The 21309-nt window shown below is 65.4% G+C and carries 17 protein-coding genes and 1 tRNA gene; 13 read left to right on the plus strand and 5 right to left on the minus strand.

All coding sequences use genetic code 11. From position 1 onward, the window contains the following. Positions 1-107: 107 nt before the first annotated feature. Positions 108-1955, plus strand: coding sequence for an ABC transporter ATP-binding protein (locus tag AB0N24_RS01150; RefSeq protein WP_364119279.1), 1848 nt, complete (start codon positions 108-110; stop codon positions 1953-1955). Here AB0N24_RS01150 and AB0N24_RS01155 read toward each other — a convergent pair. Continuing rightward, positions 1952-2233: a hypothetical protein gene (locus AB0N24_RS01155; protein ID WP_364119282.1), complete on the minus strand. Its 282-nt coding sequence runs from the start codon at positions 2231-2233 to the stop codon at positions 1952-1954. The genes AB0N24_RS01150 and AB0N24_RS01155 overlap by 4 nt on opposite strands. A 169-nt stretch (positions 2234-2402) precedes the next feature. Continuing rightward, positions 2403-4295 carry a S8 family serine peptidase gene (locus AB0N24_RS01160; protein WP_364119285.1) on the minus strand — a complete coding sequence of 631 codons (1893 nt, stop codon included), beginning with the start codon at positions 4293-4295 and terminating at the stop codon, positions 2403-2405. Between the two features lie 269 nt (positions 4296-4564). Between AB0N24_RS01160 and AB0N24_RS01165 the strand changes: the two genes are divergently transcribed. From AB0N24_RS01165 to AB0N24_RS01195, 7 genes are all read left to right on the plus strand, one after another. After that, on the plus strand, positions 4565-5701 hold the full coding sequence (locus AB0N24_RS01165) for a GuaB3 family IMP dehydrogenase-related protein (RefSeq protein ID WP_043482875.1): 1137 nt from the start codon (positions 4565-4567) through the stop codon (positions 5699-5701). 113 nt (positions 5702-5814) lie between these two features. Beyond that, entirely contained in the window at positions 5815-7566 is a 1752-nt protein-coding gene (locus tag AB0N24_RS01170) for a glycerol-3-phosphate dehydrogenase/oxidase (protein ID WP_364119288.1), read from the plus strand. 49 nt (positions 7567-7615) lie between these two features. Next, the gene (locus AB0N24_RS01175) at positions 7616-8104 is read left to right on the plus strand and encodes a PTS sugar transporter subunit IIA (RefSeq protein WP_104172108.1); all 489 of its coding nucleotides are present in this window, start codon (positions 7616-7618) and stop codon (positions 8102-8104) included. 80 nt (positions 8105-8184) lie between these two features. Then, a complete protein-coding gene (locus AB0N24_RS01180) occupies positions 8185-9081 on the plus strand; it encodes an SURF1 family protein (RefSeq protein WP_364119291.1) in 897 nt (298 codons plus the stop codon). Then, entirely contained in the window at positions 9078-9590 is a 513-nt protein-coding gene (locus AB0N24_RS01185; RefSeq protein WP_364119294.1) for a DUF3817 domain-containing protein, read from the plus strand. Before AB0N24_RS01180 ends, AB0N24_RS01185 begins: the two co-directional genes overlap by 4 nt. A gap of 147 nt (positions 9591-9737) precedes the next feature. Next, entirely contained in the window at positions 9738-11327 is a 1590-nt protein-coding gene (gene guaA / locus AB0N24_RS01190; protein WP_104172111.1) for a glutamine-hydrolyzing GMP synthase, read from the plus strand. A gap of 130 nt (positions 11328-11457) precedes the next feature. After that, entirely contained in the window at positions 11458-15693 is a 4236-nt protein-coding gene (locus AB0N24_RS01195; RefSeq protein WP_364119297.1) for an AAA family ATPase, read from the plus strand. A 38-nt stretch (positions 15694-15731) separates the two neighbouring features. Here AB0N24_RS01195 and AB0N24_RS01200 read toward each other — a convergent pair whose 3' ends face one another. The 3 genes from AB0N24_RS01200 to AB0N24_RS01210 form a co-directional block, all read right to left on the minus strand. Continuing rightward, positions 15732-16460, minus strand: a complete 729-nt coding sequence (locus AB0N24_RS01200) for an RcpC/CpaB family pilus assembly protein (RefSeq protein WP_364119300.1) — start codon at positions 16458-16460, stop codon at positions 15732-15734. 113 nt (positions 16461-16573) lie between these two features. After that, entirely contained in the window at positions 16574-16828 is a 255-nt protein-coding gene (locus AB0N24_RS01205; RefSeq protein WP_364119303.1) for an FmdB family zinc ribbon protein, read from the minus strand. 139 nt (positions 16829-16967) lie between these two features. Beyond that, positions 16968-17564, minus strand: a complete 597-nt coding sequence (locus AB0N24_RS01210; RefSeq protein WP_364119306.1) for a 5-formyltetrahydrofolate cyclo-ligase — start codon at positions 17562-17564, stop codon at positions 16968-16970. Between the two features lie 99 nt (positions 17565-17663). On the opposite strand from AB0N24_RS01210, the gene galU reads away from it, so the two are divergent. From galU to AB0N24_RS01235, 5 genes are all read left to right on the plus strand, one after another. Further along, the gene (gene galU, locus AB0N24_RS01215; RefSeq protein WP_364119309.1) at positions 17664-18569 is read left to right on the plus strand and encodes a UTP--glucose-1-phosphate uridylyltransferase GalU; all 906 of its coding nucleotides are present in this window, start codon (positions 17664-17666) and stop codon (positions 18567-18569) included. A 6-nt stretch (positions 18570-18575) separates the two neighbouring features. Continuing rightward, positions 18576-19193 (plus strand): GNAT family protein, encoded by a 618-nt coding sequence (locus tag AB0N24_RS01220; protein WP_364119312.1) that lies wholly within the window; start codon positions 18576-18578, stop codon positions 19191-19193. Positions 19194-19359: 166 nt separating this feature from the next. After that, the gene (locus tag AB0N24_RS01225) at positions 19360-20325 is read left to right on the plus strand and encodes a hypothetical protein (protein WP_364119314.1); all 966 of its coding nucleotides are present in this window, start codon (positions 19360-19362) and stop codon (positions 20323-20325) included. A 22-nt stretch (positions 20326-20347) separates the two neighbouring features. Next, the gene (locus AB0N24_RS01230; protein WP_364119316.1) at positions 20348-21148 is read left to right on the plus strand and encodes an SDR family oxidoreductase; all 801 of its coding nucleotides are present in this window, start codon (positions 20348-20350) and stop codon (positions 21146-21148) included. 57 nt (positions 21149-21205) lie between these two features. Beyond that, positions 21206-21278, plus strand: a tRNA-Ala gene (locus tag AB0N24_RS01235). The last annotated feature ends 31 nt before the right edge of the window (positions 21279-21309 follow it).

The following is a 21309-nucleotide window of genomic DNA, read 5'->3' on the forward strand; positions in this document are numbered from 1 at the left end:
ACCCTGCGGGTGGCAGGCTTCAGCGCGTGTTTTGATCTTCCCGGATACGAGTACGGCGAAAGTACTAGCCGCACCACCCTTTCTGCGTGCGGAACTAGGCTGTAGTCATGCCAGAACCACGCCATCCCGCAGAACTGAGCCCCACGCGGGATCCCAAGCGAAAACTCGCTGTGAGGCCCTACGCCCGGGCAGTGGCACAGGTGTTGCGGGTCAGCTTCCGTGCCTCGCCGGCCGCCGTCGTGATGAAGGTGGTCGGCTCGCTGATCTCGGCGCTGCTGCCCCTGGTCACCACCTACTTTGCCGCGCTGACCACCACCGCCCTGGCCGCCGCCTATTCCGGTGATGCCGCAGCGGGCCAGCAGGCCATCATCTACGTCATCATCACGGCCGCCCTGGGCCTGTTCTGGGGTGCCTTCAGCAGCGTGGACCGCTACATCCAGCAGCTCATGAGCTTCAAGGTGGGGGCGATTGTCGGCGACCAGATGTATGAGCGCTTCCTCGCCCTCGAATTCTGGCGCTACGACGACAAGGAGACGGTGGACCTCTACGACCGCGCCAAGAGGTTCTCCGATTCCTATGCCAGGGTCCTGGACAGGATCGCCGCGATCTTCACGCAACTGGTTTCCGTGATCCTGGCGGTCGGGGCGCTCCTGCTGGTGAGCTGGTGGATCGCCGTGATCGTCCTGGTGGCCATCGTCCCCAGCGTGTACCTGCAGTTCAAGCTTTCCCGGGAACAGATTGCCCACTGGAACACGCAGGTCGATTCACGCCGCCAGCGGCGGATGATCGAGACCAACCTGCTGCGTCCGCAGCACATTGCCGAGATGCGCCTGTACGGGATCGTCGGACATCTCATGGAGCTGCGCTCCCGTCTCAGGGACGCCGATGAGAAAAGGCGGCTGGATTTCCAAAAGCGCTATATCCCCAAGCAACTCGCGGCGGACGCCCTGCAGTACGGCGCCGAGGTCGTTTCGCTGATCTGGGTGGTGGGCCAGATCATCGCCCGCGCGCAGCCTGTGGGGCAGTTCCTGTACGTCCAACAGATCGTCAGCAGGGCGCTGTCCACGGCCAACAACCTGGTCTCTTCGCTCAGCTCCATCGACGAGGACCTGGCGAACCTCAAGGACTACGAGCTATTTATGGCAATGCCGGTTCACTCGGAGCATTCGCCGCCGCTGCTGCAGGCTCCGAAGACTGTGGAGCTGCGGGATATCCGTTTTACGTATACCGGCAGCGACATCGAGGTGATCCGCGGGATCACCATGACCATCCGCGAGGGCCAGCACATCGCCATCGTGGGGGAGAACGGCGCCGGGAAGTCCACGCTGATCCGAATTCTCGCGGGGCTCTACCACCCCGATTCCGGGCAGGTGATGCTCGACGGCGTCGACCTCGCCGCCGTCGACGTCAAGTCCTGGCACCGCCAGCTGGCGGTGCTGAGCCAGGAATTCCTCAAATATGAGTTCGCCACGGCCGCGGAAAACATTCTTTTTGGCGATGTCGATTCGCCGCGTGACGATGAGCGGATCCGCCGGTCGGCCTCCGATGCCGAGGCCCTCGAGTTCATCAACAAGCTGCCCAACGGCCTCGACAACCACGTCAGCAACTGGATGGAGGATCCGCGCGGCCGCAAGGGCAGCGGACTCAGCGGCGGCCAGTGGCAGCGGCTCGCGATGGCCCGGAATTTCTACCGGAACGCCACCTTCATGGTGATGGACGAGCCGACGTCTGCCATTGATGCGCTGGCCGAACACAGGATCTTCACCCGGCTTTTCGCGGACCGCAGCAGCACCATCATTGCCATCAGCCACCGGCTCGCAACGATAGAGAAGGCCGACATTGTCTACATGCTCGAAGACGGGCAGATTGTGGAACAGGGGACCCACAAGGAGCTGGTGGCACTGGGCGGCCGCTACTTCCGGATGTTCGAATCCCAGCTGAGCCTCGACGCTTAGAGCGGGCCATAACTCGCGGTGCCGTGAGGGTCGCGCCACGTGGCCAGATCGTCTTCCACCGCCGTGCGGAGAACAGGGTTCGCCTGGACCCTTCGTCGGAAGGACTGACGGGCCCGGCCCAATACCACCGACGGGACGAAGATGCAGGTCCCCAGGAGAATCACTACGAGGAGATAGGCGCCGATCACCACGATGAGCGTAGTGCTTCCCCGGGAAGCGGTCCCCGGCAAGGCCGTGGCCAGGATCCGGCCCAGGACGGCGGCCAGTCCGGACACCATCCCGAGGCCGCCGCGGGCCGAGCCTGGGCCACGGCTGAAGCCGGACCCCGCGATGGGGACAGGTCCCCGCGCCTGCGCCGACGGCGATGGGCCGCCACCCGGCGGGCAGGGAAACGCCGGCCGCGCACCCTGCGCGGCCGGCGTTTCCCGGATTTCGCCCAGCCAGGAACTAGGAAGTGCTCACAGCTGTGTCATCGAGGAAGAAGTACGTCGACAGCGATGAATCCTCGACGCCCAAGAAGCGCACGGTCACGCTCTGGCCCTTGTAAGCGGAAAGGTCCAGCTGCTTCTGGACGTAGCCGGTGGACTCGTTGAGGTTGGAGTACGTTGCCAGCGTGGTGGTGGTGCCACCGCTGATCACCTGGACTTTGAGGGTGTCGTAGGCGGAGCTGGCAGTGGTTTCGTCAGACTGCACCTTCAGGTAGAAGGACAGCGACGCGGCGGACACGGCGGAGGGGACTGCAAAAGCCTGGTCGAGCTTGTAGGACGTAGCCTGGCCCCAGCCGTTGAGGCCGGCGAAACGGGTACCCGTCCGGGCATTGGTGCCGGTCTCAAACGTGTCGGCGTGATCGGACGTCCAGGAAACCGCTCCCTCTTCGAAACCCGGGTTCAGCAGGAGATTGCCTGACGGCGGGGGAGTGGTCCCGCCCAGCAGGCCCATGGTCTTGGTGGCGTCCGAGAGTCCCGTGCCGCAGCCTGTGGTGCAGCCGCCCGGCATGGCCCGTGTGCCCTGCTTGAGTGTGGATTCAACCTGGGCCGGCGTGAGCGAGGACGTCTTGGATTTCATCAGTGCCGCCAGGCCGGCCACGTGCGGGGCCGCCATGGACGTGCCCTGGTAGTTTGCGTAGCCTGCCGAAGCCGGTGTGGTGGTGCCCGTGTTGATGGTGGAGAGGATTCCGCCGCCGGCCACCCTGGTGTCGCCGCCGGGAGCCGTCAGGTCAACGGTGGCGCCGAAGTTGGAGTAGTAGGAGAGGCTGCCGCTGGGATTGCCGGCAGCCACGCTGACCACGCTGCCGCAGTTTGCCGGGCGGAACCCGGAAGCGTCCTGATTGCTGTTGCCGGCCGCGACAACCACTGTGGTGCCGCGGGAAACCGCGGAATCGATGGCTGCCTGATAGGTGCTGCCGCAGGCGCCTGATCCGCCCAGGCTCATGTTGATGACCTTGGCGGGATTGGCGTTGGCCGGGATGCCCGCGACGGTCCCGCCGGCTGACCAGATGATGGCATCGGCGATGTCGGACAGTGAGCCGCCGCACTTGGCGAGGACGCGGACCGGCACCACTTTGGCGTTGGGAGCGACGCCCGCCACTCCGGTGGCGTTCCCGGTGACGGCTGCAATCGTTCCCGCGACGTGTGTGCCGTGCCAGGAACTGTTGCCGGCCGTGGCCTGGCCGCACTCGCCGGCGGCGTACCAGTCGCCCTGGTCCTGCGCATTGGCGTCACGGCCGTTGCCGTCGCGTGCGGCAGTGGCGTCCGAGACGAAGTCATAACCGGGCAGCACGTTCGCGTCGAGGTCGGCGTGGGCCGTGATGCCTGTATCGATGACGGCCACGGTGACGCCGGCACCGGTGGCGACGTCCCACGCGCCGGGGATCCGCATGCCGTTCGTGGCTGTGAAATCCCACTGTTCGCCGAAGCGCGGGTCGTTCGGCGTAAGTGCCACGGTCATGCGGGCGTCAGGTTCGACGGACTCTACCGACCCGGACGCTGCAATTTCAGTCATGAAGTCCTCGGCAGCCTGGCCGGAAAGGGCCCGATCCGCCTCAATCAGCGTTCCCCCGGTGGCCAGGGTGCGGACTTCCTTCACGGCCACACCCTGTTCCTTGGCCGCCTTGCCCCATGCGTTGGCACGGCCGTTCGCTGTGGCGTTGGCCGCGCTCTCCTTGTAGTCCACGATGAACTTGGTATAGGCCTCGCCGGCGGTCACATCCTGCACCGTGGGTGCAGTGGCATTCTGCCCTGCAGCGGCGCGGCCGCCGGCTACCGCGTCCCCGGCTTCGGTGGTGGCGAAGACCGGTGAACTGGCGAAGGCCAGGGTGCCGACTGCTGCGGCGAGAGACATGGCCAATACGCGGCGGCGCCTGATTGATGCACTTCGTGCTCTTCTCAAAAGGATCTTCTTTCTCGGATCGGGCATATGGGTGGCCCTGATGATGGAGTGATGGATGGTCACGTGGTGTATCAGGTGGTAACCGAGAGTAAACGTAAAGGTATTTTCATAACTTGTAAATGGTTGACAAATCATGTCAATAAAGGGTTGACTATCAGTTTTCCGCGTGGGCTCGGGGGAGTCGCCCCGCCGTATCCCGCGTGGTCAAGTAAAGTGGTCACGTGACTTATGAGATTGAGATTGGCCGTGGCAAGCGTGGGCGTCGTGCCTACTCCCTGGATGACATCGCGATCGTCCCCAACCGTCGGACGCGTGATCCCAAGGACGTTTCGGTCTCGTGGCAGATAGATGCCTACAAGTTCGACATGCCTGTAATCGCCGCGCCCATGGACTCGGCGATGTCGCCCGAGACCGCCATTGCCCTGGGCCGCCTCGGCGGACTGGGTGTGCTGGACCTGGAGGGTCTCTGGACGCGGTACGAGGACCCGCAGTCCGTGCTCGACCAGATCGGAGCGCTGGAGGACGAAACCAACAGCCCCGCCGTCACCCGGCGCATGCAGGAGCTCTACCAGGCACCCATCCAGCCGGAACTGATTACGTCCCGCCTGGCCGAAATCCGGGCCGCAGGCGTGACCGTCGCCGGCTCGCTCACCCCGCAGCGCACCCAGGAGCACTACAAGACCGTCGTGGCCGCCGGTGTGGACATCTTCGTCATCAGGGGAACCACCGTCTCGGCCGAGCACGTGTCCAAGGACCACGAGCCGCTCAACCTGAAGCAGTTCATCTACGAGCTGGACGTCCCCGTGATTGTGGGCGGCGCTGCCGGCTACACCCCCGCCCTGCACCTCATGCGCACCGGCGCTGCCGGTGTTCTGGTGGGCTTCGGCGGCGGCGCCACCACCACAACTCGGCGTGCCCTCGGCATCCACTCGCCCATGGCATCGGCAATTTCCGACGTCGCCGCGGCCCGCCGCGATTACATGGACGAGTCCGGCGGCCGTTACGTTCACGTGATTGCCGACGGCGGCATGGGCTCCTCCGGTGACATCGTCAAGGCCATCGCCATGGGCGCAGACGCCGTGATGCTCGGCAGTGCACTGGCCAGGGCGGAAGAAGCGCCGGGCAAGGGCTGGCACTGGGGCCAGGAGGCCCACCACCTGGAACTCCCGCGCGGCGACAGGGTCAACGTCGGCACGGTGGGCCCGCTCGAGGAAGTCCTCTTCGGCCCCGGCCACCACACCAACGGAACGTCGAACCTGATCGGCGCCCTCCGCCGCTCCATGGCGACTACCGGCTATTCGGACCTGAAGGAATTCCAGCGGGTCGACGTCGTCGTGTCCCCGTACTCCGGAAACTGACGGCTCATGCCGGTCCCGGGCTGCCCGGGACCGGCTGCAAATGAGCCCTGCCCATCCGCATGCCTAGGAAGTAGTCTGTGAACTACGAGGTTTGATGCGGATGGAGGCTTGAAATGTTCAGTTCTTCCAGTGGTTCGTCCTCTCCACAGGGGGCCCTCGGCCCGGCCGCCAGGGAAGCATCGCTTGCGGCGCTCAAGGCGACAATGGAGCCGGGCAAGGAACTCGACATCCTCATCGTCGGTGGTGGCATCGTCGGCACAGGCGCTGCCCTCGATGCCGTCACGCGGGGCCTGAGTGTCGGCATCGTGGAGGCCAGCGACTGGGCCGCAGGCACGTCATCGCGTTCCTCCAAACTCATTCACGGCGGACTGCGCTACCTCGAAATGCTCGACTTCGGGCTCGTCAAGGAAGCGTTGCATGAACGCGGGCTGCTGCTGTCCGAGATCGCTCCACACCTCGCCCGGCCCGTACCGTTCCTCTACCCGCTGACAAAGCCTTTCTTCGAACGGCCCTACATCGGCGCCGGCATTGCCCTGTACGACGTCATGTCCATTTCCGGCGGGCACAAACGGGGCGTGCCGTTCCACAAGCACCTGAGCCGGCGCGGCACCCTGCGCGCCGCGCCGAGCCTGAAGGATGACGCCTTCGTCGGTTCCATCAGGTACTACGACGGGCAGGTGGACGACGCCAAGTATGTGGCCAACCTGGTCCGCACCGCCGCGTACTACGGCGCCCACGCCGTCAACCAGACGGCGGTGGTCGATTTCCTGCGCGAAGGCGAGCGCGTGGTGGGCGCCAAGGTGGTCAACCGCGAGGACGGCTCCACCTTCAGCATCCGCGCCAAGCAGGTCATCAACGCAACGGGCGTGTGGACCGACGAAACCCAGGCCATGGTGACGGACCGAGGGCAGCTGAAGGTGCGTGCTTCCAAGGGCATCCACCTCGTAGTGCCGCGCGACCGCTTCCAGTCAACCGTCGGACTGATCCTCCGGACCGAGAAGTCCGTGCTCTTCGTTATCCCTTGGGGCCGGCACTGGATCATCGGCACCACCGACACTGACTGGCACCTGGACAAAGCCCACCCGGCCGCGTCCAGCAAGGACATCGACTACATCCTTGAGCACGTCAACAAAGTGCTCAAGCGGCCCCTGACCAGGGAAGACGTGGAAGGCGTCTACGCCGGGCTGCGTCCGCTCCTGGCGGGCGAGAACGACTCAACCGCCAAGCTTTCCCGCGAGCATGTGGTGGCCCACCCGGTGCCGGGCCTCGTGGTGGTGGCCGGCGGAAAGTGGACCACCTATCGCGTCATGGCCAAGGATGCCGTCGATGAGGCCACCCGGAGCATGGACGAACGCGTGCCGCCGAGCTGCACCGATTCCATCCCGCTGCTCGGAGCCAACGGCTTCAAGGCGGCCTGGAACCGCCGGAACCGGACTGCCGAGGAGTCGGGCGTGCACGTGGCCCGGATTGAACACCTGCTCAACCGGTACGGTTCCATGGCCACCGAGGTCCTGGCGCTCATCAAGGAAAACCCGGCACTGGCCGAGCCGTTGCCGGGCGCCGACGACTACCTCCAGGCCGAAGCCGTCTATGCGGCCACGCATGAGGGGGCCCGTCACGTGCACGACGTGTTGACGCGCAGAACCCGTATTTCCATAGAGTCGTGGGACCGGGGTGTGTCCGCTGTCCCGGTTGTCGCTAAGCTGATGGGAGAAATTCTTGGCTGGAGCGATGCGCAGCGCGAAAGCGAAATCAAGCATTACCTTGCCCGGGTGGAAGCCGAACGGCTCAGCCAGGAGCAGCCTGACGATGAATCTGCCGACGCCGCGCGCCTGGGCGTCGAGGACATCGTCCCGTTGCGGTGACAAGGTGGATGACTGACGCGCGCCTCCTGCCTCACTGAAGGGACACCTCTTGGCGGAACCACTGGACCGGTACGATGCCGAACTCACCACACCGGACATGGTGATTCTCGAGCTTGATGCCGCTGACAAGGCGGACGCGGCAACCCAGCTCGCGGAACGGCTCTATGCCGCGGGGCGCGTAACGGACCTGGAAGGCTTCCTGAAGCACGTCAATGCCCGTGAGCACCAGCTCGCCACCGGGCTGCCGGGCGGAGTCGGACTGCCGCATGCCCGCAGCGAGTTCGTGTCCCGGACCTCCATCGCCGTTGGGGTCACCAAGTACGGCAGGGCCCTGGACTTCGGTGCGACGGACGGACCGGCAACCGTGATCCTGCTGATCGCGACGCCGGCAAGTTCGTTCTCCGACCACCTTGAGGTTCTCGCGACGCTTGCCCGCTCGCTGTCAAAGGAATCATTCCGGGAATCCCTGCGCCGCGCTTACGATGCCGAAGTCATCGCCGAGCTCATCAACTCAAGCCTGGTGTTCTTCGACCACTAAAAGGGATCCGGCTGCCCGGCATTAGCGTTCGCGCTAACTGCGGTTCGTTGTTCTACACGAGGACGAAGTACGGTTAATGTGTGTTGAAAACTGCCCTCAAACCCCGCTGGATCGCAGGCCTGGTCTTTGCGATCGTCATTTCCGGGGTTTTTGTGCTGCTCAGCCAGTGGCAATTCGGCCGATCAACCCAGCCTGAGGCCCCGGTTTCGACCGGGACCGAAGACACCAAGCCCCTTGTTTCGGTGCTGCAGCCGGGTGATTTCTTTCACGGCTCCGCTGCCGACCAAATGGTTGCGGCCACAGGGTCCTACGATCCCGACAAACAGGTACTGGTGCCGGGCCGGCTCCACGACGGCGCTACCGGATACTGGGTGGTGTCGGCCTTTTCGGTCCAGGATGCCCCTGCGCTGAGCGGTGTTGCTGCGTCACCCGGGACCTGGATCCCGGTGGCCCGCGGGTGGGTGGCCGATCCCGCGGACGCGAGCCGGCCGCCGTCGGGCACTATTGAACTGACCGGACGGCTCCTGCCGTCCGAGGCCCCGATGCCGAACACCGCCCCGGAACCCGGACGCGCCACCGCCGTATCCGTGGCCGAACTCATCAATGTCTGGGACATCAGCAGCTATCCGGGGTTTGTGGCGGCCACGTCAGAGGTCGTCGGTGGCACCGACGTCAGCGCCTCGGCCGTCAGCGGCGAGCTGAAGCCCCTGCGCATCAGCCCGCAGCCGCCGCCACAGCAAGTGAACTGGCTCAACCTGTTCTACTCCGTGGAATGGATCGTGTTTGCCGGCTTCGCCCTGTTCATCTGGTGGCGCATGGTGAAGGATGACTACCGCCGCGACCTCGAGGACGAGCTCGACGACGAACACGACGAACACGACGAACACCACCAGCACACCGAAGAAGCACCGCAGTCAGCACAGCAAGCCAACCCGTCAGAAAAATCCAGCACATCTGAACAAAAGGTACAGCCATGATCGATCCCAAGCCGGCCATCCAGCCCCAGCAGCCCAAGACCAGCGGATCAGGCACCGTGAAAAAGCGTCGGTTCGGCGGGACGGAAGCCCAGATCCGGTCCGCACTGAAGTTCTATAAAGTCATGGCATACCTGACCGGTGCGATGCTCCTCCTGCTCTGCGCCGAACTGGTTGCGCGGTACGCCTTCGGCCAGTACCTGTTCTCAGGAGGAACCAACGCGGTGACCGGACAGCCGTTCGGCTTCGGGTTCGCCGACGCCGAGCCGCAGGGCGTGCTCGGGGGAGCGAACCTCTCGGTGGCCGTTCTGATTGTCCACGGCTGGATGTACGTTGTGTACCTGATGTCCAACTTCCGCCTGTGGTCGCTGATGCGGTGGCCGTTCGCGAAACTGATCCTTTTGGCACTGGGCGGCGTGATTCCGTTTCTGTCGTTCATCGTGGAGAAGAAGTTCCACGCCGAGGTGGAAGCCGAACTCGCTGCGAATCCGCAGGCGTCCAAGCGCTACTGACCGAACCCGGTCCTGCCGGCGTTCAGGCGTTGCCCGCACGATGCCTGCACAGGCGTAGGTGTGAGATCGCTAACGCCCGGGGCCGATTCAGGCCGCGGACGGCCGTCTCAACGTGCGACTCGGCAAGCGCCCAAGTAGTCTAGGACGGTGACTACTCCCACTGCATCCCAGACTTCCCAGAAGCCGGTGCTGGTTGTTGACTACGGTGCCCAGTACGCGCAGCTGATTGCCCGCCGCGTCCGGGAAGCAAATGTGTATTCGGAAGTGGTTCCGCATACCTACAGCACCGAGCAGCTGCTGGCCAAAAATCCCGCCGCCATCATCCTTTCGGGTGGCCCCTCCAGCGTGTACGCGGAAGGTGCACCGAGTGTTGGTGCCGACCTGTTCGAAGCCGGGATCCCTGTCTTCGGCATCTGCTACGGCTTCCAGGCCATGGCCAACGCACTCGGCGGGAAAGTGGACAAGACAGGCCTGCGCGAGTACGGCTCAACGCAGACCACCATCCTCGGCGAGGGCCGCTCCGTCCTTGAGGGGATGCCGCAGCACCAGACAACCTGGATGAGCCACGGCGACTCCGTGCACGAGGCGCCGGAAGGCTTTGAAGTGCTGGCGACGACCGCGGGCGCTGAAGTGGCGGCATTCGCCAACGAAGAGAAGTGCCTGTACGGCGTGCAGTGGCACCCGGAGGTGAAGCACTCGGCCTACGGCCAGCAGGTCCTCGAGAACTTCCTGTTCAAGGGCGCCAAGCTTGAGCCGAACTGGACCACGGGGAACATCCTCGAGGAACAGGTTGACCGTATCCGCAAGCAGATCGGTGATGCCCGGGTCATCTGCGGCCTCTCCGGCGGCGTCGATTCCGCAGTTGCCGCAGCCCTGGTCCAGCGCGCCGTCGGCGACCAGCTGACCTGTGTGTTCGTTGACCACGGCCTGCTGCGCGAAGGCGAAGCCGAACAGGTGGAACGTGACTTCGTAGCCGCCACGGGCGTCAAGCTCTACGTCGCCAACGAGCAGGAACGTTTCCAGGCAGCCCTTGCCGGGGTCAGCGATCCCGAGACCAAGCGCAAGATCATCGGCCGCGAGTTCATCCGTGCGTTCGAGGAAGCCGAACTGGCCATCATTGCCGAGGCTGCTGCGCACGGCGAAAAGATCAAGTTCCTGGTGCAGGGAACGCTGTACCCGGACGTCGTCGAATCCGGCGGCGGCGAAGGTGCAGCCAACATCAAGAGCCACCACAACGTGGGCGGCCTGCCGGAAGACCTGCAGTTCGAGCTCGTCGAGCCCCTTCGTGCGCTGTTCAAGGACGAGGTCCGCGCTGTCGGTGCCCAGCTGGGACTGCCGCAGGAAATCGTCGGCCGCCAGCCGTTCCCGGGTCCGGGTCTCGGCATCCGCATCGTCGGCGAAGTGACCAAGGAACGTCTGGACCTGCTCCGCAAGGCCGATGCGATTGCCCGTGCCGAGCTGACCGCCGCCGGGCTGGACAACGAAGTGTGGCAGATGCCGGTTGTCCTGCTGGCCGACGTCCGCAGCGTTGGCGTTATGGGCGACGGCCGCACCTACGGCCACCCGATCGTGCTTCGTCCCGTGTCGTCCGAGGATGCCATGACCGCCGACTGGTCACGGCTTCCGTACGACCTGCTGGCGAAAATCTCCAACCGCATCACCAACGAAGTGGAAGGCGTCAACCGCGTGGTGCTGGACGTGACCAGCAAGCCGCCGGGAACCATCGAGTGGGAATAGCACTTTGAGTGGCCGGTCTCAGCAATGAGACCGGCCACTTTGCTTTATTCACGCTAAATCCGGCGCAATTTTGCCCTGTCCCAGTGTTGCGGGCTCTCACTGGGCCCCGATTCGGGCTACGCTCGAAAGTATGCCGGTATGGTCCAGGGCGTCACGTGCAAGCGCAGAAAAGAAGGCAGTAGTGTCAGTTGGTCAAGGCCTCACAGAGGGCTCCGAGGAGCTCAAGAAGTGGCTGTCGGGGCTTAAGCCGGTCACCGGAGCAGACACGATGCTGCGCTTCACTAAGACGCCGGAAGGGTCCATCGACCTCACGCATGCCCATCCGTCCGGTTTGGCCCAGCTCATGGCGGGACGGCGTACGCGCCTGTCCACGCTGATCCGGGACCACGATCAGTACGTTGTCGCCGCGAGGGCTTCGCGCAACCTCCGCTCCAAGATTTTCGAGCTCGGGAACGACCGCGGCATCGATGCAGGCTACTTTTCGGCCGGGACGGTGTCCTGGACATCGGCCGTCGGCGGAAAGCCTCAGCGGGTGTCTGCGCCGGTGATGCTCACCGCGATTTCCCTGACCGTCCGCCCGGGCGAGGACGACTACGAGCTCCAGCTGACTGAGCAGGCCCACATCAACCCGGCTCTCATCCGGCACCTGAAGAGCATCCACGGCATCGTGTTCGACGTCAACGCCGTGACCCGTATGGCCTACAGCACGGCCCGGTTCGATCCCCTGCCCGTCTTGGACCGCCTGGGCACCCTCATCAAACCCATTCACGGGGCCGATGTGGAGCACAATCTGCTCGTTTCAACGTTTGCGGACCTTTCCGGGAACCTCGACGACCCGTGGATCAACCAGAACAATGCCGTAGTGGCAGCCCTGGCCCGCGCCGCCGCCGGGGAGGCCGTGGAGGTTGCCGAACTGGCGGAAGACCGCTTCCAGGACATCGACCAGCGGGATCCGGCCGACGAGCTTCTGCTGCTCGACGCCGACGCCGACCAGCAGTATGTGGTGGACGCCGTGCGCGCCGGCGACTCCCTCGTTGTCAGCAGCCCGCCGGGAACGGGCCAGACCCAGACCGCCATCAACACCATCGGCGCGCTGGTGGACGAAGGCAAGACCGTCCTGGTGGTGGGCGACCGCCGTGCCAGCCTCAGCGAGATTGCCGGCCAGCTGGAGACGCTCGGCCTGGAATCCATCCTGTTTGCGCTGTCCGGAACGGCGTCGCCCCTCCAGCTCAAGGGGCAGCTGGTGCGTGCCATTGTGCGGAATGAGAAGTCACTTCAGCCCCAGCTCGAAAACCTGCACACGACACTGGCCGAGCACCGGCACGCGCTCATGGACCACGTGGCATCCTTGCACAACGTCCGCCAGCGGTGGGGGTGCTCGCCTTATCAGGCCATGCAGTCGCTGGCTGAGCTGACGTCCATCCAGCCGGCTCCCGCCACGACCGTGCGGCTGAAGCGGAGCGTCCTGGACAACATCCGCGACCGTGAGGAACTGGCTGGCCGCCTGCACCGGGCCGCCGAACTCGGCAGCTTCAGCCGGGCGTCCACCACCAGCCCCTGGCACGGCGCACGGCTCCTGACCCGCAAGGAAACCGAAGAGGCGCAGGAGGTTGCGCGCTCGGTTGAGAAGAACCTGCCGGTGCTCCGCAACCACATGAACGAGGTGGCAGAGCACGCCCAGATCCGCCTCGGTGCCACCTTCGCGGAGTGGGGCGCGCAGCTGGAGCTGCTGATGGCCGTTCGGGAGAGCCTGGACAAATTCACTCCGGATATCTTTGACAGGCCGGTCCACGACCTCATCTCCGCGACCGCCACGTCCCCGTGGCGTCGTGAGCGGAACATCGAGATGCCGTCCATGCAGCGTTCGCGGCTGCGCCGTGTCGCCAAGGAATACGTCCGTCCCGGCGTGCACATTTCCGACCTCCACAGCTCACTGGTGCTGGTCCAGGAGCAGAGGGCGCTTTGGGCGGGTTACGCGACCACGCAGCGGCACCCTGCAGTGCCGTCCGGCCTGGGCGAAGTGAACGTGATGTACCGCAGCCTTGAGCGTGAACTGGTCCAGCTGGGTGCGGCCGTGAAGTACACGGCCGCCGGCGGCGACCTCCAGCACACACCGTATGAAGAACTGATGGGGCGCCTGGAGCGGCTGGTGGCGGACACCAGGACGCTCAAGACGCTCCCGGAGCGGACGCTGCTCATTGAGAACATGCGTGAGCACGGGCTCGGGGAACTGCTCGCCGACCTGGCTGACCGCGAAGTACCCGCGGAGTCCGTCGCGTCGGAGCTGGAACTCGCCTGGTGGCAGTCCGCCCTGGAAGCGATGATCAGCGGCGATGACTACCTGGCAATGTCCGACGGCGACGCCCTCCGGCAGCTCGAAGCCGAGTACCGTTTGGCGGACAATGCGCACATCGCCAGCGGGGCGGCACGGCTGCGGTGGGCCCTCGCCGAGCGCTGGCGCGCCGGCATCGGCGAAAACCCCCGCCAGGCCGACCTGCTTCGCAGTCTCCTGAAGGACGGCCGGGTCACCCTGGCCGCCCTCACGGCACAGGCCCCCGCGCTGGTTCCCATGCTGGTGCCGGTGTGGTCCGTCAGCCCCTACCTCATGACGGGATTGCTGCCCGCAGAGCAGAAGTTCGACGCCGTGGTTATCCTCGATGCTGAAGCGACGTCCCTGCAGGCCGTCCTTCCGGCGATCGCCCGGGCAAGGCAGGTCATCGCGTTCGGCGACGACAAGATCGCAAGCCCCCGCACTTTCACCGTGGGCGTCGAGCGGCTCGCTGCGGGCGAGACCGCCCACCAGAGCGTTGAGAGTGCGTACACCGCGTTGTCCGCAGTGCTGCCCACTCGGAGGCTGACTTCCGTGTACCGGGCAGTCGACGAAGACCTCGTGCTGCAGCTGAGCAAGAGTTTCTACGACGGCCGCCTGCGCAGGCTTCCCGAGGGACAGACAGCCACCGGACTGGACCGGGCCCTGCTGGTGGAGTACTTGCCGGACGGCACCGGCCTTCCGAGCGCTGACCAGGAAGGTGTGGAATCGGCGGTCGCCGAGGTAAACCGGGTGGTTGGCCTCGTGTTCGAGCATGCCCGGCTGCGGCCCCGGACCTCGCTCGCCGTGGTTACGGCGAGTCTCCGCCACGCCGCCAGGATCGGTGAGGCCATCCGGCTGCAGCTGCCCAACTACCCGCTGCTGGCAAGTTTCTTCACGGCCGGAGCCGAATCCTTCCGTGTGGTGGATTTGGAACGCGCCCAGGGCCTGGTCCGCGACCACGTGATCTTTTCCCCCGGGTATGGCCGCACGCCGCATGGCCGCGCGCTGCACAATTTCGGTCCGTTGTCCGCCGAAGGCGGGAGGGAGAAATTCGCGCTGGCCATGACCCGTGCCCGGCGTTCCCTGCACGTACTCAGCTGCTTCAAACCGGAAGACCTGGACGTCAGCCGCCTCAGCCACGGCGCCGTCGACTTTTATGAACTCCTTGACCGTGAGATTGCCGGCAACACTGATCTCGGGACCCCTGCGTCCCGTGCAGCAGCGAGCGAACAGGCACTGGGTGCCGACCCCCTCGTGGCCGACCTGGGCGACAGGCTGCGTGCCCGCGGCGCCAGGGTCTGGCACCAGTACGACGGTGTTATTGACGTGGCTGCGGCCGCGGACCCGGTAAATTCCATCGGTCAGGATGATGCTGAAATCCCAAGGCCTGTGGCCATTGAGTCCGACGGCACGGAGCAATACCGGCGCATGAGCGTGCGGGAACGGAGCAGGCTGCGTCCGCAGCTGCTGGAACGGCTGGGCTGGCGTTACATGCCTCTCTGGACCATCGAAGTGTTCACTGACCCTTCTGCTTGTGCCGACCGGATCGGCGGCTACTTGGGGCTGGAGAAGCCGGCAGTCACCGGATTTGCACCCGCTTCGCAGGGGTTTTTCGAGGACGATGTGGACAATCTGACGCTCACCAGCGTCGAGCGTGGCAGCGAGGCCTCCCGGGCGGACGCATCCGGGACCGGTCCTCGCGACGAGGACCGCAGCGGGACCGGGAGCGTGGCATCGATGGGCAATCCCTCGGTACCCTTGGAACAGGGCGGCGCCGGCGGGGATGAGCCCATCAGTGCCGGACCCGGTTCAGTGGAGTACAGCAAGGAAGACGGCATGGAGACGAACAGCAGTGAAGCGGGTAACCAGGGCGGCGTCCGCGGCTCGAGTGCCGACGAGGCCAACCGGAGCCGCCAGACCGCGGGTGCCGGCGTGCCGGCCGGAGTGCTGCCGAACAAGGCCGCTGAAGACGATCCGAAGCGCTGGGGCGATCACGCCTCGGATTACGACCACGATGCATGGCTCCAGGAGCAGAAACCGCCGCACTGGGGCTGACGGGCGTGCTCCTGGGGAGCGGTCCGGCCGTTGACCGGCTAACCCGGCGCTCCCACGAGCACGAAGAAGAGTTTGCCCTGCGTTGAGGCGCCGGCAAGTCGGCGGGCCTGGTCAGGATCCGCGGCGACCACCATGAGCCCCTCGGTTTCTGCCGTGCCCAGCCACTGACCGGTCTGTCCGCCCTGTCCGGAGGTCCACAGGACCGGGACAGAGGCCGCCAGCACCTCCGATTCCGCCGCCTGGCCGTAGTCGGTGCCGTTGGTCATGACGATGTTGACCAGCTGGCCGGGTGCCACCAACTGGATGGACGACGGATCCGCCATCCTCAGGGGCACCGCCGCCGAGCCCGGTGCGGTGCCCGTCAGCAGCCCAGGTCCAAGTAACTGGGTGTCGGAGATCAGCTGGCCTTTTCGCAGCGGGGCCGCGAGCTGTTTGCCCTGGATCGCGGCGGCGTCAGTGAAGGCGCCGGCGGGAATCATCCCGGGCGGTACCCTGACGGCCACCACCTCATTGCCGGAGAGGGTTGCTCCGACAGGAAGGTCCCTGGCTGAGGCCATGGCGGTCACTGTGTGGGCGGGCACCGGTGTCAGTTGCTGGACGGCGATGCCGGCGGCGGCGCACAGCAGGAGCGCGACGGCGAGCCTGCGGTTGCGGTTGAGCCAGGCAGCGAGGCGACGCCTGGCAGATGGCCCTGGGCGGCCAGAGCGTCCTGACCGAAAGCCGTGCCGGCGTGAGGAAAATCCGTTGGTGCGGAGGGTGGATCGCATACCGACACGCTAGAAGGGCCCGCGTGGTGCGGACAGCCTGATGAAGTCCTATGTGGACAACCCGTTGTTGCGGTCGGGGCCGCTAGGTTCCGGCAGGGAGTCGGGCGGTTCCGTCAGCTGGCGGCTGCGGCTGCGGCGGCGGCCGGTGCGGGAGCCGCCGCCGGGGCGGGCGAGACGCTGCTGCCCTTGGTGTCGCGGGAGTCGGTCCGGTAAAATCCTGAGCCCTTGAAAACGACGCCGACGCTGTTGAACTTCTTGCGGAGCGTCCCCTCGCACTCGGGGCAGGACGTGAGGGAGCTGTCGGTGAACGACTGCACGATCTCGAAGGCGTGGCTGCAGTCCTTGCAGGCATATGCATACGTGGGCACTGGAAATCCTCCTCTGGGACAAACGAACAGGTCCCGTGCTGCCTGGCGCGGTCCACCGCCGATATTTCCATCGGCGGGTCCCGTCCCTTAGCAGTCGCAGGGCCTGAGTGCCAATTCTATCATCAGCGGGATCGGAGCATTACATCAGCTGTGTGAGGCCTGACGGGGTGACTGCAACAGGGACCCGGCGGTCATAGGACTCTGCAGCGATGCTGCCGGCCTGAAGGACTTCGCTGTCGTAGACCACAGCTGCCGCAGGCACCGGCAGTCCCTCTGCCTCGAGCCCCGCCAGGAACTTGTCGTAGTAGCCGCCGCCCTGGCCGATCCTGTTACCCGACAGGTCCACGGCGGTGGCGGGGACGAAGATCCCGGCGACGTCCCGCATAACCTCAATGCCGTGATGCTCTCCGACGGGTTCCTCGATGGGCGCGTAACTGCTGCGCACAAATTCGGTCGTCGGAGTCCAGTAAACCCAGGTAAGGGTGAGCGACGGCCCGCAGACCGGCAACAGCACCCTGTGCCCGGTCCCGTGAAGCGCGGCGATGAGCGGGAGGGTCGGGGGTTCGAATCCCACTCCCAGGTACGCGGCAAAAATGCTGCGCTCACCTGCCGCAACCATGGTGGCCCACTGGAGTCCGTGGCGGGCGATACCGGCGCCGGCGGCTTCCAGCCCGGCGGCGGAGGCAGCGGCACGTTCGGTTCTGTGGGCGGAGCGGATCTCTTCTTTCGATGGCATCAGCGGCTGTCCTTCCATGCCCGGAGGCCTCAGTGCGGGGCGAAACCGGGCGGTCCGTGCAATTACCCAATGTTTGGTCCCTGACGTTAGATTAGTCCAGTGACTACCACCAATACTTCCGTCCGCAAGGCTGTCATTCCTGCTGCGGGTCTCGGCACCAGGTTCCTCCCGGCCACCAAGGCCATGCCCAAGGAAATGCTGCCCGTAGTGGACAAGCCCGCGATCCAGTATGTCGTGGAGGAAGCGGTCAACGTTGGCCTCAACGACATCCTCATGATCACCGGCCGGAACAAGCGCGCCCTGGAAGACCACTTCGACCGGGTTCCCTCACTGGAGTCGATGCTGGAAGCCAAGGGCGACACCACCAAGCTCGAATCCATCCAGGCCGCCAGCAACCTCGGCGACATCCATTACGTCCGCCAGGGCGACCCCATGGGCCTTGGCCACGCAGTGCTGCGGGCCAAGCAGCACGTAGGCTATGAGCCTTTCGCCGTACTGCTGGGCGATGACCTCATCGACGCCCGGGACGAACTGCTGAGCACCATGATCGAGGTCCAGGCCAAGACCGGCGGCTCCGTGGTTGCGCTCATCGAGGTCGAACCTTCCCAGATCAGCGCCTACGGCTGCGCCGACATCGACGAAACCGACATGAACGGCTTCGTGCGGATCAGGAAGCTCGTGGAAAAGCCCGACGTCGATGAAGCGCCGTCGAACCTGGCCGTGATCGGCCGGTACGTCCTCCACCCCGCCGTCTTCGACGTCCTCGAACGCACCAAACCGGGCAGGGGCGGGGAAATCCAGCTCACCGATGCACTCCAGGAACTTGCTGCGGGAACCGGTGAGGGCTACGGCGTCTACGGCGTTGTGTTCCGCGGCCGCCGCTATGACACCGGTGACAAGCTCAGCTACCTCAAGGCCTGCGTCCAGCTCGCCTGCGACAGCGATGACCTCGGCCCCGGGCTGCGCGAATGGCTGCCCGAATTCACTGCCTCGCTGGTCAAGTAACGGCCCATGCGGGGCAGCATCTGGCCGGTGACGCTGGAGTGCGGCGACCTTGTGCTGCGGCCCATCCGGTACCGCGACCGTAAGGAATGGATGGCGGTCCGGTCCCGCAATTCCGAATGGCTGGCTCCCTGGGAGGCGTCCAACCCGGCTCCCGGCGGGGCGCTTCCCGACTACCGGCAGATGGTCAGGTCCCTCAACGCGCAGGCGGCCCAGGCAACCGCATTGCCGTTTGTGATTACCGAGCGGACGCCGGGCCAGCGCAATCCCGTTATTGTTGGGCAACTGACGGTGTCCTCCATCATCTGGGGATCGGCGATGATGGCAACGCTGGGCTACTGGGTGGACAGGTCGTGTGCCGGCCGGGGGATTGCGCCCACGGCTGTGGCCATGGTGACTGATCACTGCTTCGGCACGCTCGGGCTGCACCGGATGGAAATCAACATCCGGCCCGAAAACGCACCCAGCCTGAGGGTGGTGGAGAAACTTGGTTTCCGCGACGAAGGCTACCGGCCACGGTTTCTGCACATCAACGGGGAATGGGCAGACCACCGGTCCTTCGCCCTCACCGCCGAGGAAATTCCCGAAGGGTTGCTGGCCAGATGGTTGAGAAACCGCCCGTCCTGACCCCTTTTTGCCGCCCGTCCTGACGCGCTCCCGCTGCCCTTCCTGCGGCTGCCCTGACGGTCGGCTGCTGTGTCCTTCGTCATAAATCCATTGATTTGCCACCTGCCCCGCGACACACCGGAGGTAATGCGAGTGCGGGGGGCGAAATGCTCATACGGTTTTGATTGTGGACTTCCCCCTTAGCAGCTCAGTGATCCTTGTGGTCGCTGTCGTGCTCTGGATTGTTTGGGTGGCCCCGTATGTACTCCGGAACCGCCGGCATCAGCTGCAGCCCGCCGTCGAGCTGATGCCCGAACTTAACTTCGCTGAACCCGCAACCCCCCAAGCCGGAAACGTCATGAAAATGGCCGCCCAGCAGGAGAAATCAATGGAAACCAAGCAGGCCACCGGATCCGCCCTGGGATCCCTGACCCCCGCCGCCGGCCCGGGGCCGGCGAAGGCGCGTCCGGGTGTACTTAGGATCCGTTACGGACGATGTGCGATCGCGCTCATGGCGCTCGTGTCCCTGCTGACCGGGATCGTATCGGGTGTCCTCCTCATGTTCGGGATTGGTTGGTCGTGGCTGCCTGTCGTGTCCCTCCTGACGGCTGTCGTGGCGGTGGCGTCGCTTCGGCGGCTGGCGGTGCGGGACCGGCGCGTCAGGATGAATGCGGCCTTCCGTGCGGCAATGACTGCCCCGGAGCGCCAGATGCGCGCTGCTGTCCCGCGTCCCACCCGGGAACCGGCCGTGGACGCCCCGGAAAGCCAGCTTTTCGACGCTGAGGCGGGCAACAAGCCCAAAATAAAGCCGCTGACGGCCCTGGAACTGCGTGAAGCCGCCCTCGCCGAGGCCAAGGCCTCGGGCGATACTGCCCTGCGGACCGCCACCGCACCGGGATCTGCTGTCAGCACTGAATCCAGCTGGGAGCCGGTTGACGTTCCCAAACCCACCTACGTCGAAGCTGCCAAAGCCGAACGTGCAGCCCCTGAGCCGCTTGACCTGCCCGAAGCCCCGAAGGCCGCCGGGAAGCCGTCCCTCAAGCAGGGGCCGGCGGCGGCTCCGGTTGCCGGCGCCGCCTCGGCCAAGCCCCTGACCAAGGCGCAGAGTGCCTTGAGCAACCTGGACGACGTCCTGCAGCGCCGCCGCGCCTGAGCGTGAACTTTAGCCTCGGAGCATGACTCACATCTGTGTTGCCGGCGGCACCGGACAGGTTGGCCGCGCGGTGGTCCGACAAGCGCTGACGCGGGGCCACGAGGTTTCCGTTATCAGCCGTAACCCGCCGGCTTCCGGCAGTCCAGTGGATAACGACGGCGCCACCTACTTCCGGGCAGACGTCACCACCGGGAACGGGCTGTCGGCCGCGCTGGCCGGTGCCGCCGTCGTGATTGATTGCCTGGAAGGGAAGTCGGGCAGGGCCCTCAGGAACTTTGCCGACGGCGGCGCCCGACTCCTCCGGGCGGCGCACGCCGCCGGTGTCCGCAAGGCCGTCCTGCTTTCCATCATCAATTGTGACCAGGTGCCGCTGCGGTTCTACCGGTCCAAGGCGGACAAGGAGGATGTCTACGCGGGGTCCCCCATGGAGACACTCACCGTGCGCACGACCCAGTTTCACAGCCTGCCGGTGCGGCTCTTCGCTGCCGGCGCCAAAGTTGGGCTCATTCCAGTGCTCAACGGCGTACACTTCCAGACCATCGCTCCGGCTGAAGTGGCTACCGCACTGCTCGACGCAGCCCTCGAGGAGCCCGCGCAGGAACTCCACAGGCTCCGGACCGTGGGCGGACCCGAAGTCATCGGTATGGGGGATTTGGCCGAAACCTGGATGCGCCACACCGGCTCCCGGGCCCGGCCCGTGCATCTGCCCCTTCCGGGTGCCGTGGGAAAATTCCTGCTGGAGGGCCGGAACCTGATCCCGGAGCAGCGCTACGGACGCGAGACATTCGGGAGCTGGCTGGCGAAGCAGGCAGATAGTTTGTAGCCTAGGGACACCGGTTTGCCTGTTCCTGGGAAACATCCCAAGGAACGGCGGCGGCCCGGGGCTATAGCTCAGTTGGTAGAGCGCTTCGTTCGCATCGAAGAGGTCAGGGGTTCGAATCCCCTTAGCTCCACAGAATCAGCTCCCTGATCCGGCGCCTGCGC

This window comes from Arthrobacter sp. NPDC093128 (assembly GCF_040683875.1).
Taxonomy (GTDB): domain Bacteria; phylum Actinomycetota; class Actinomycetes; order Actinomycetales; family Micrococcaceae; genus Arthrobacter.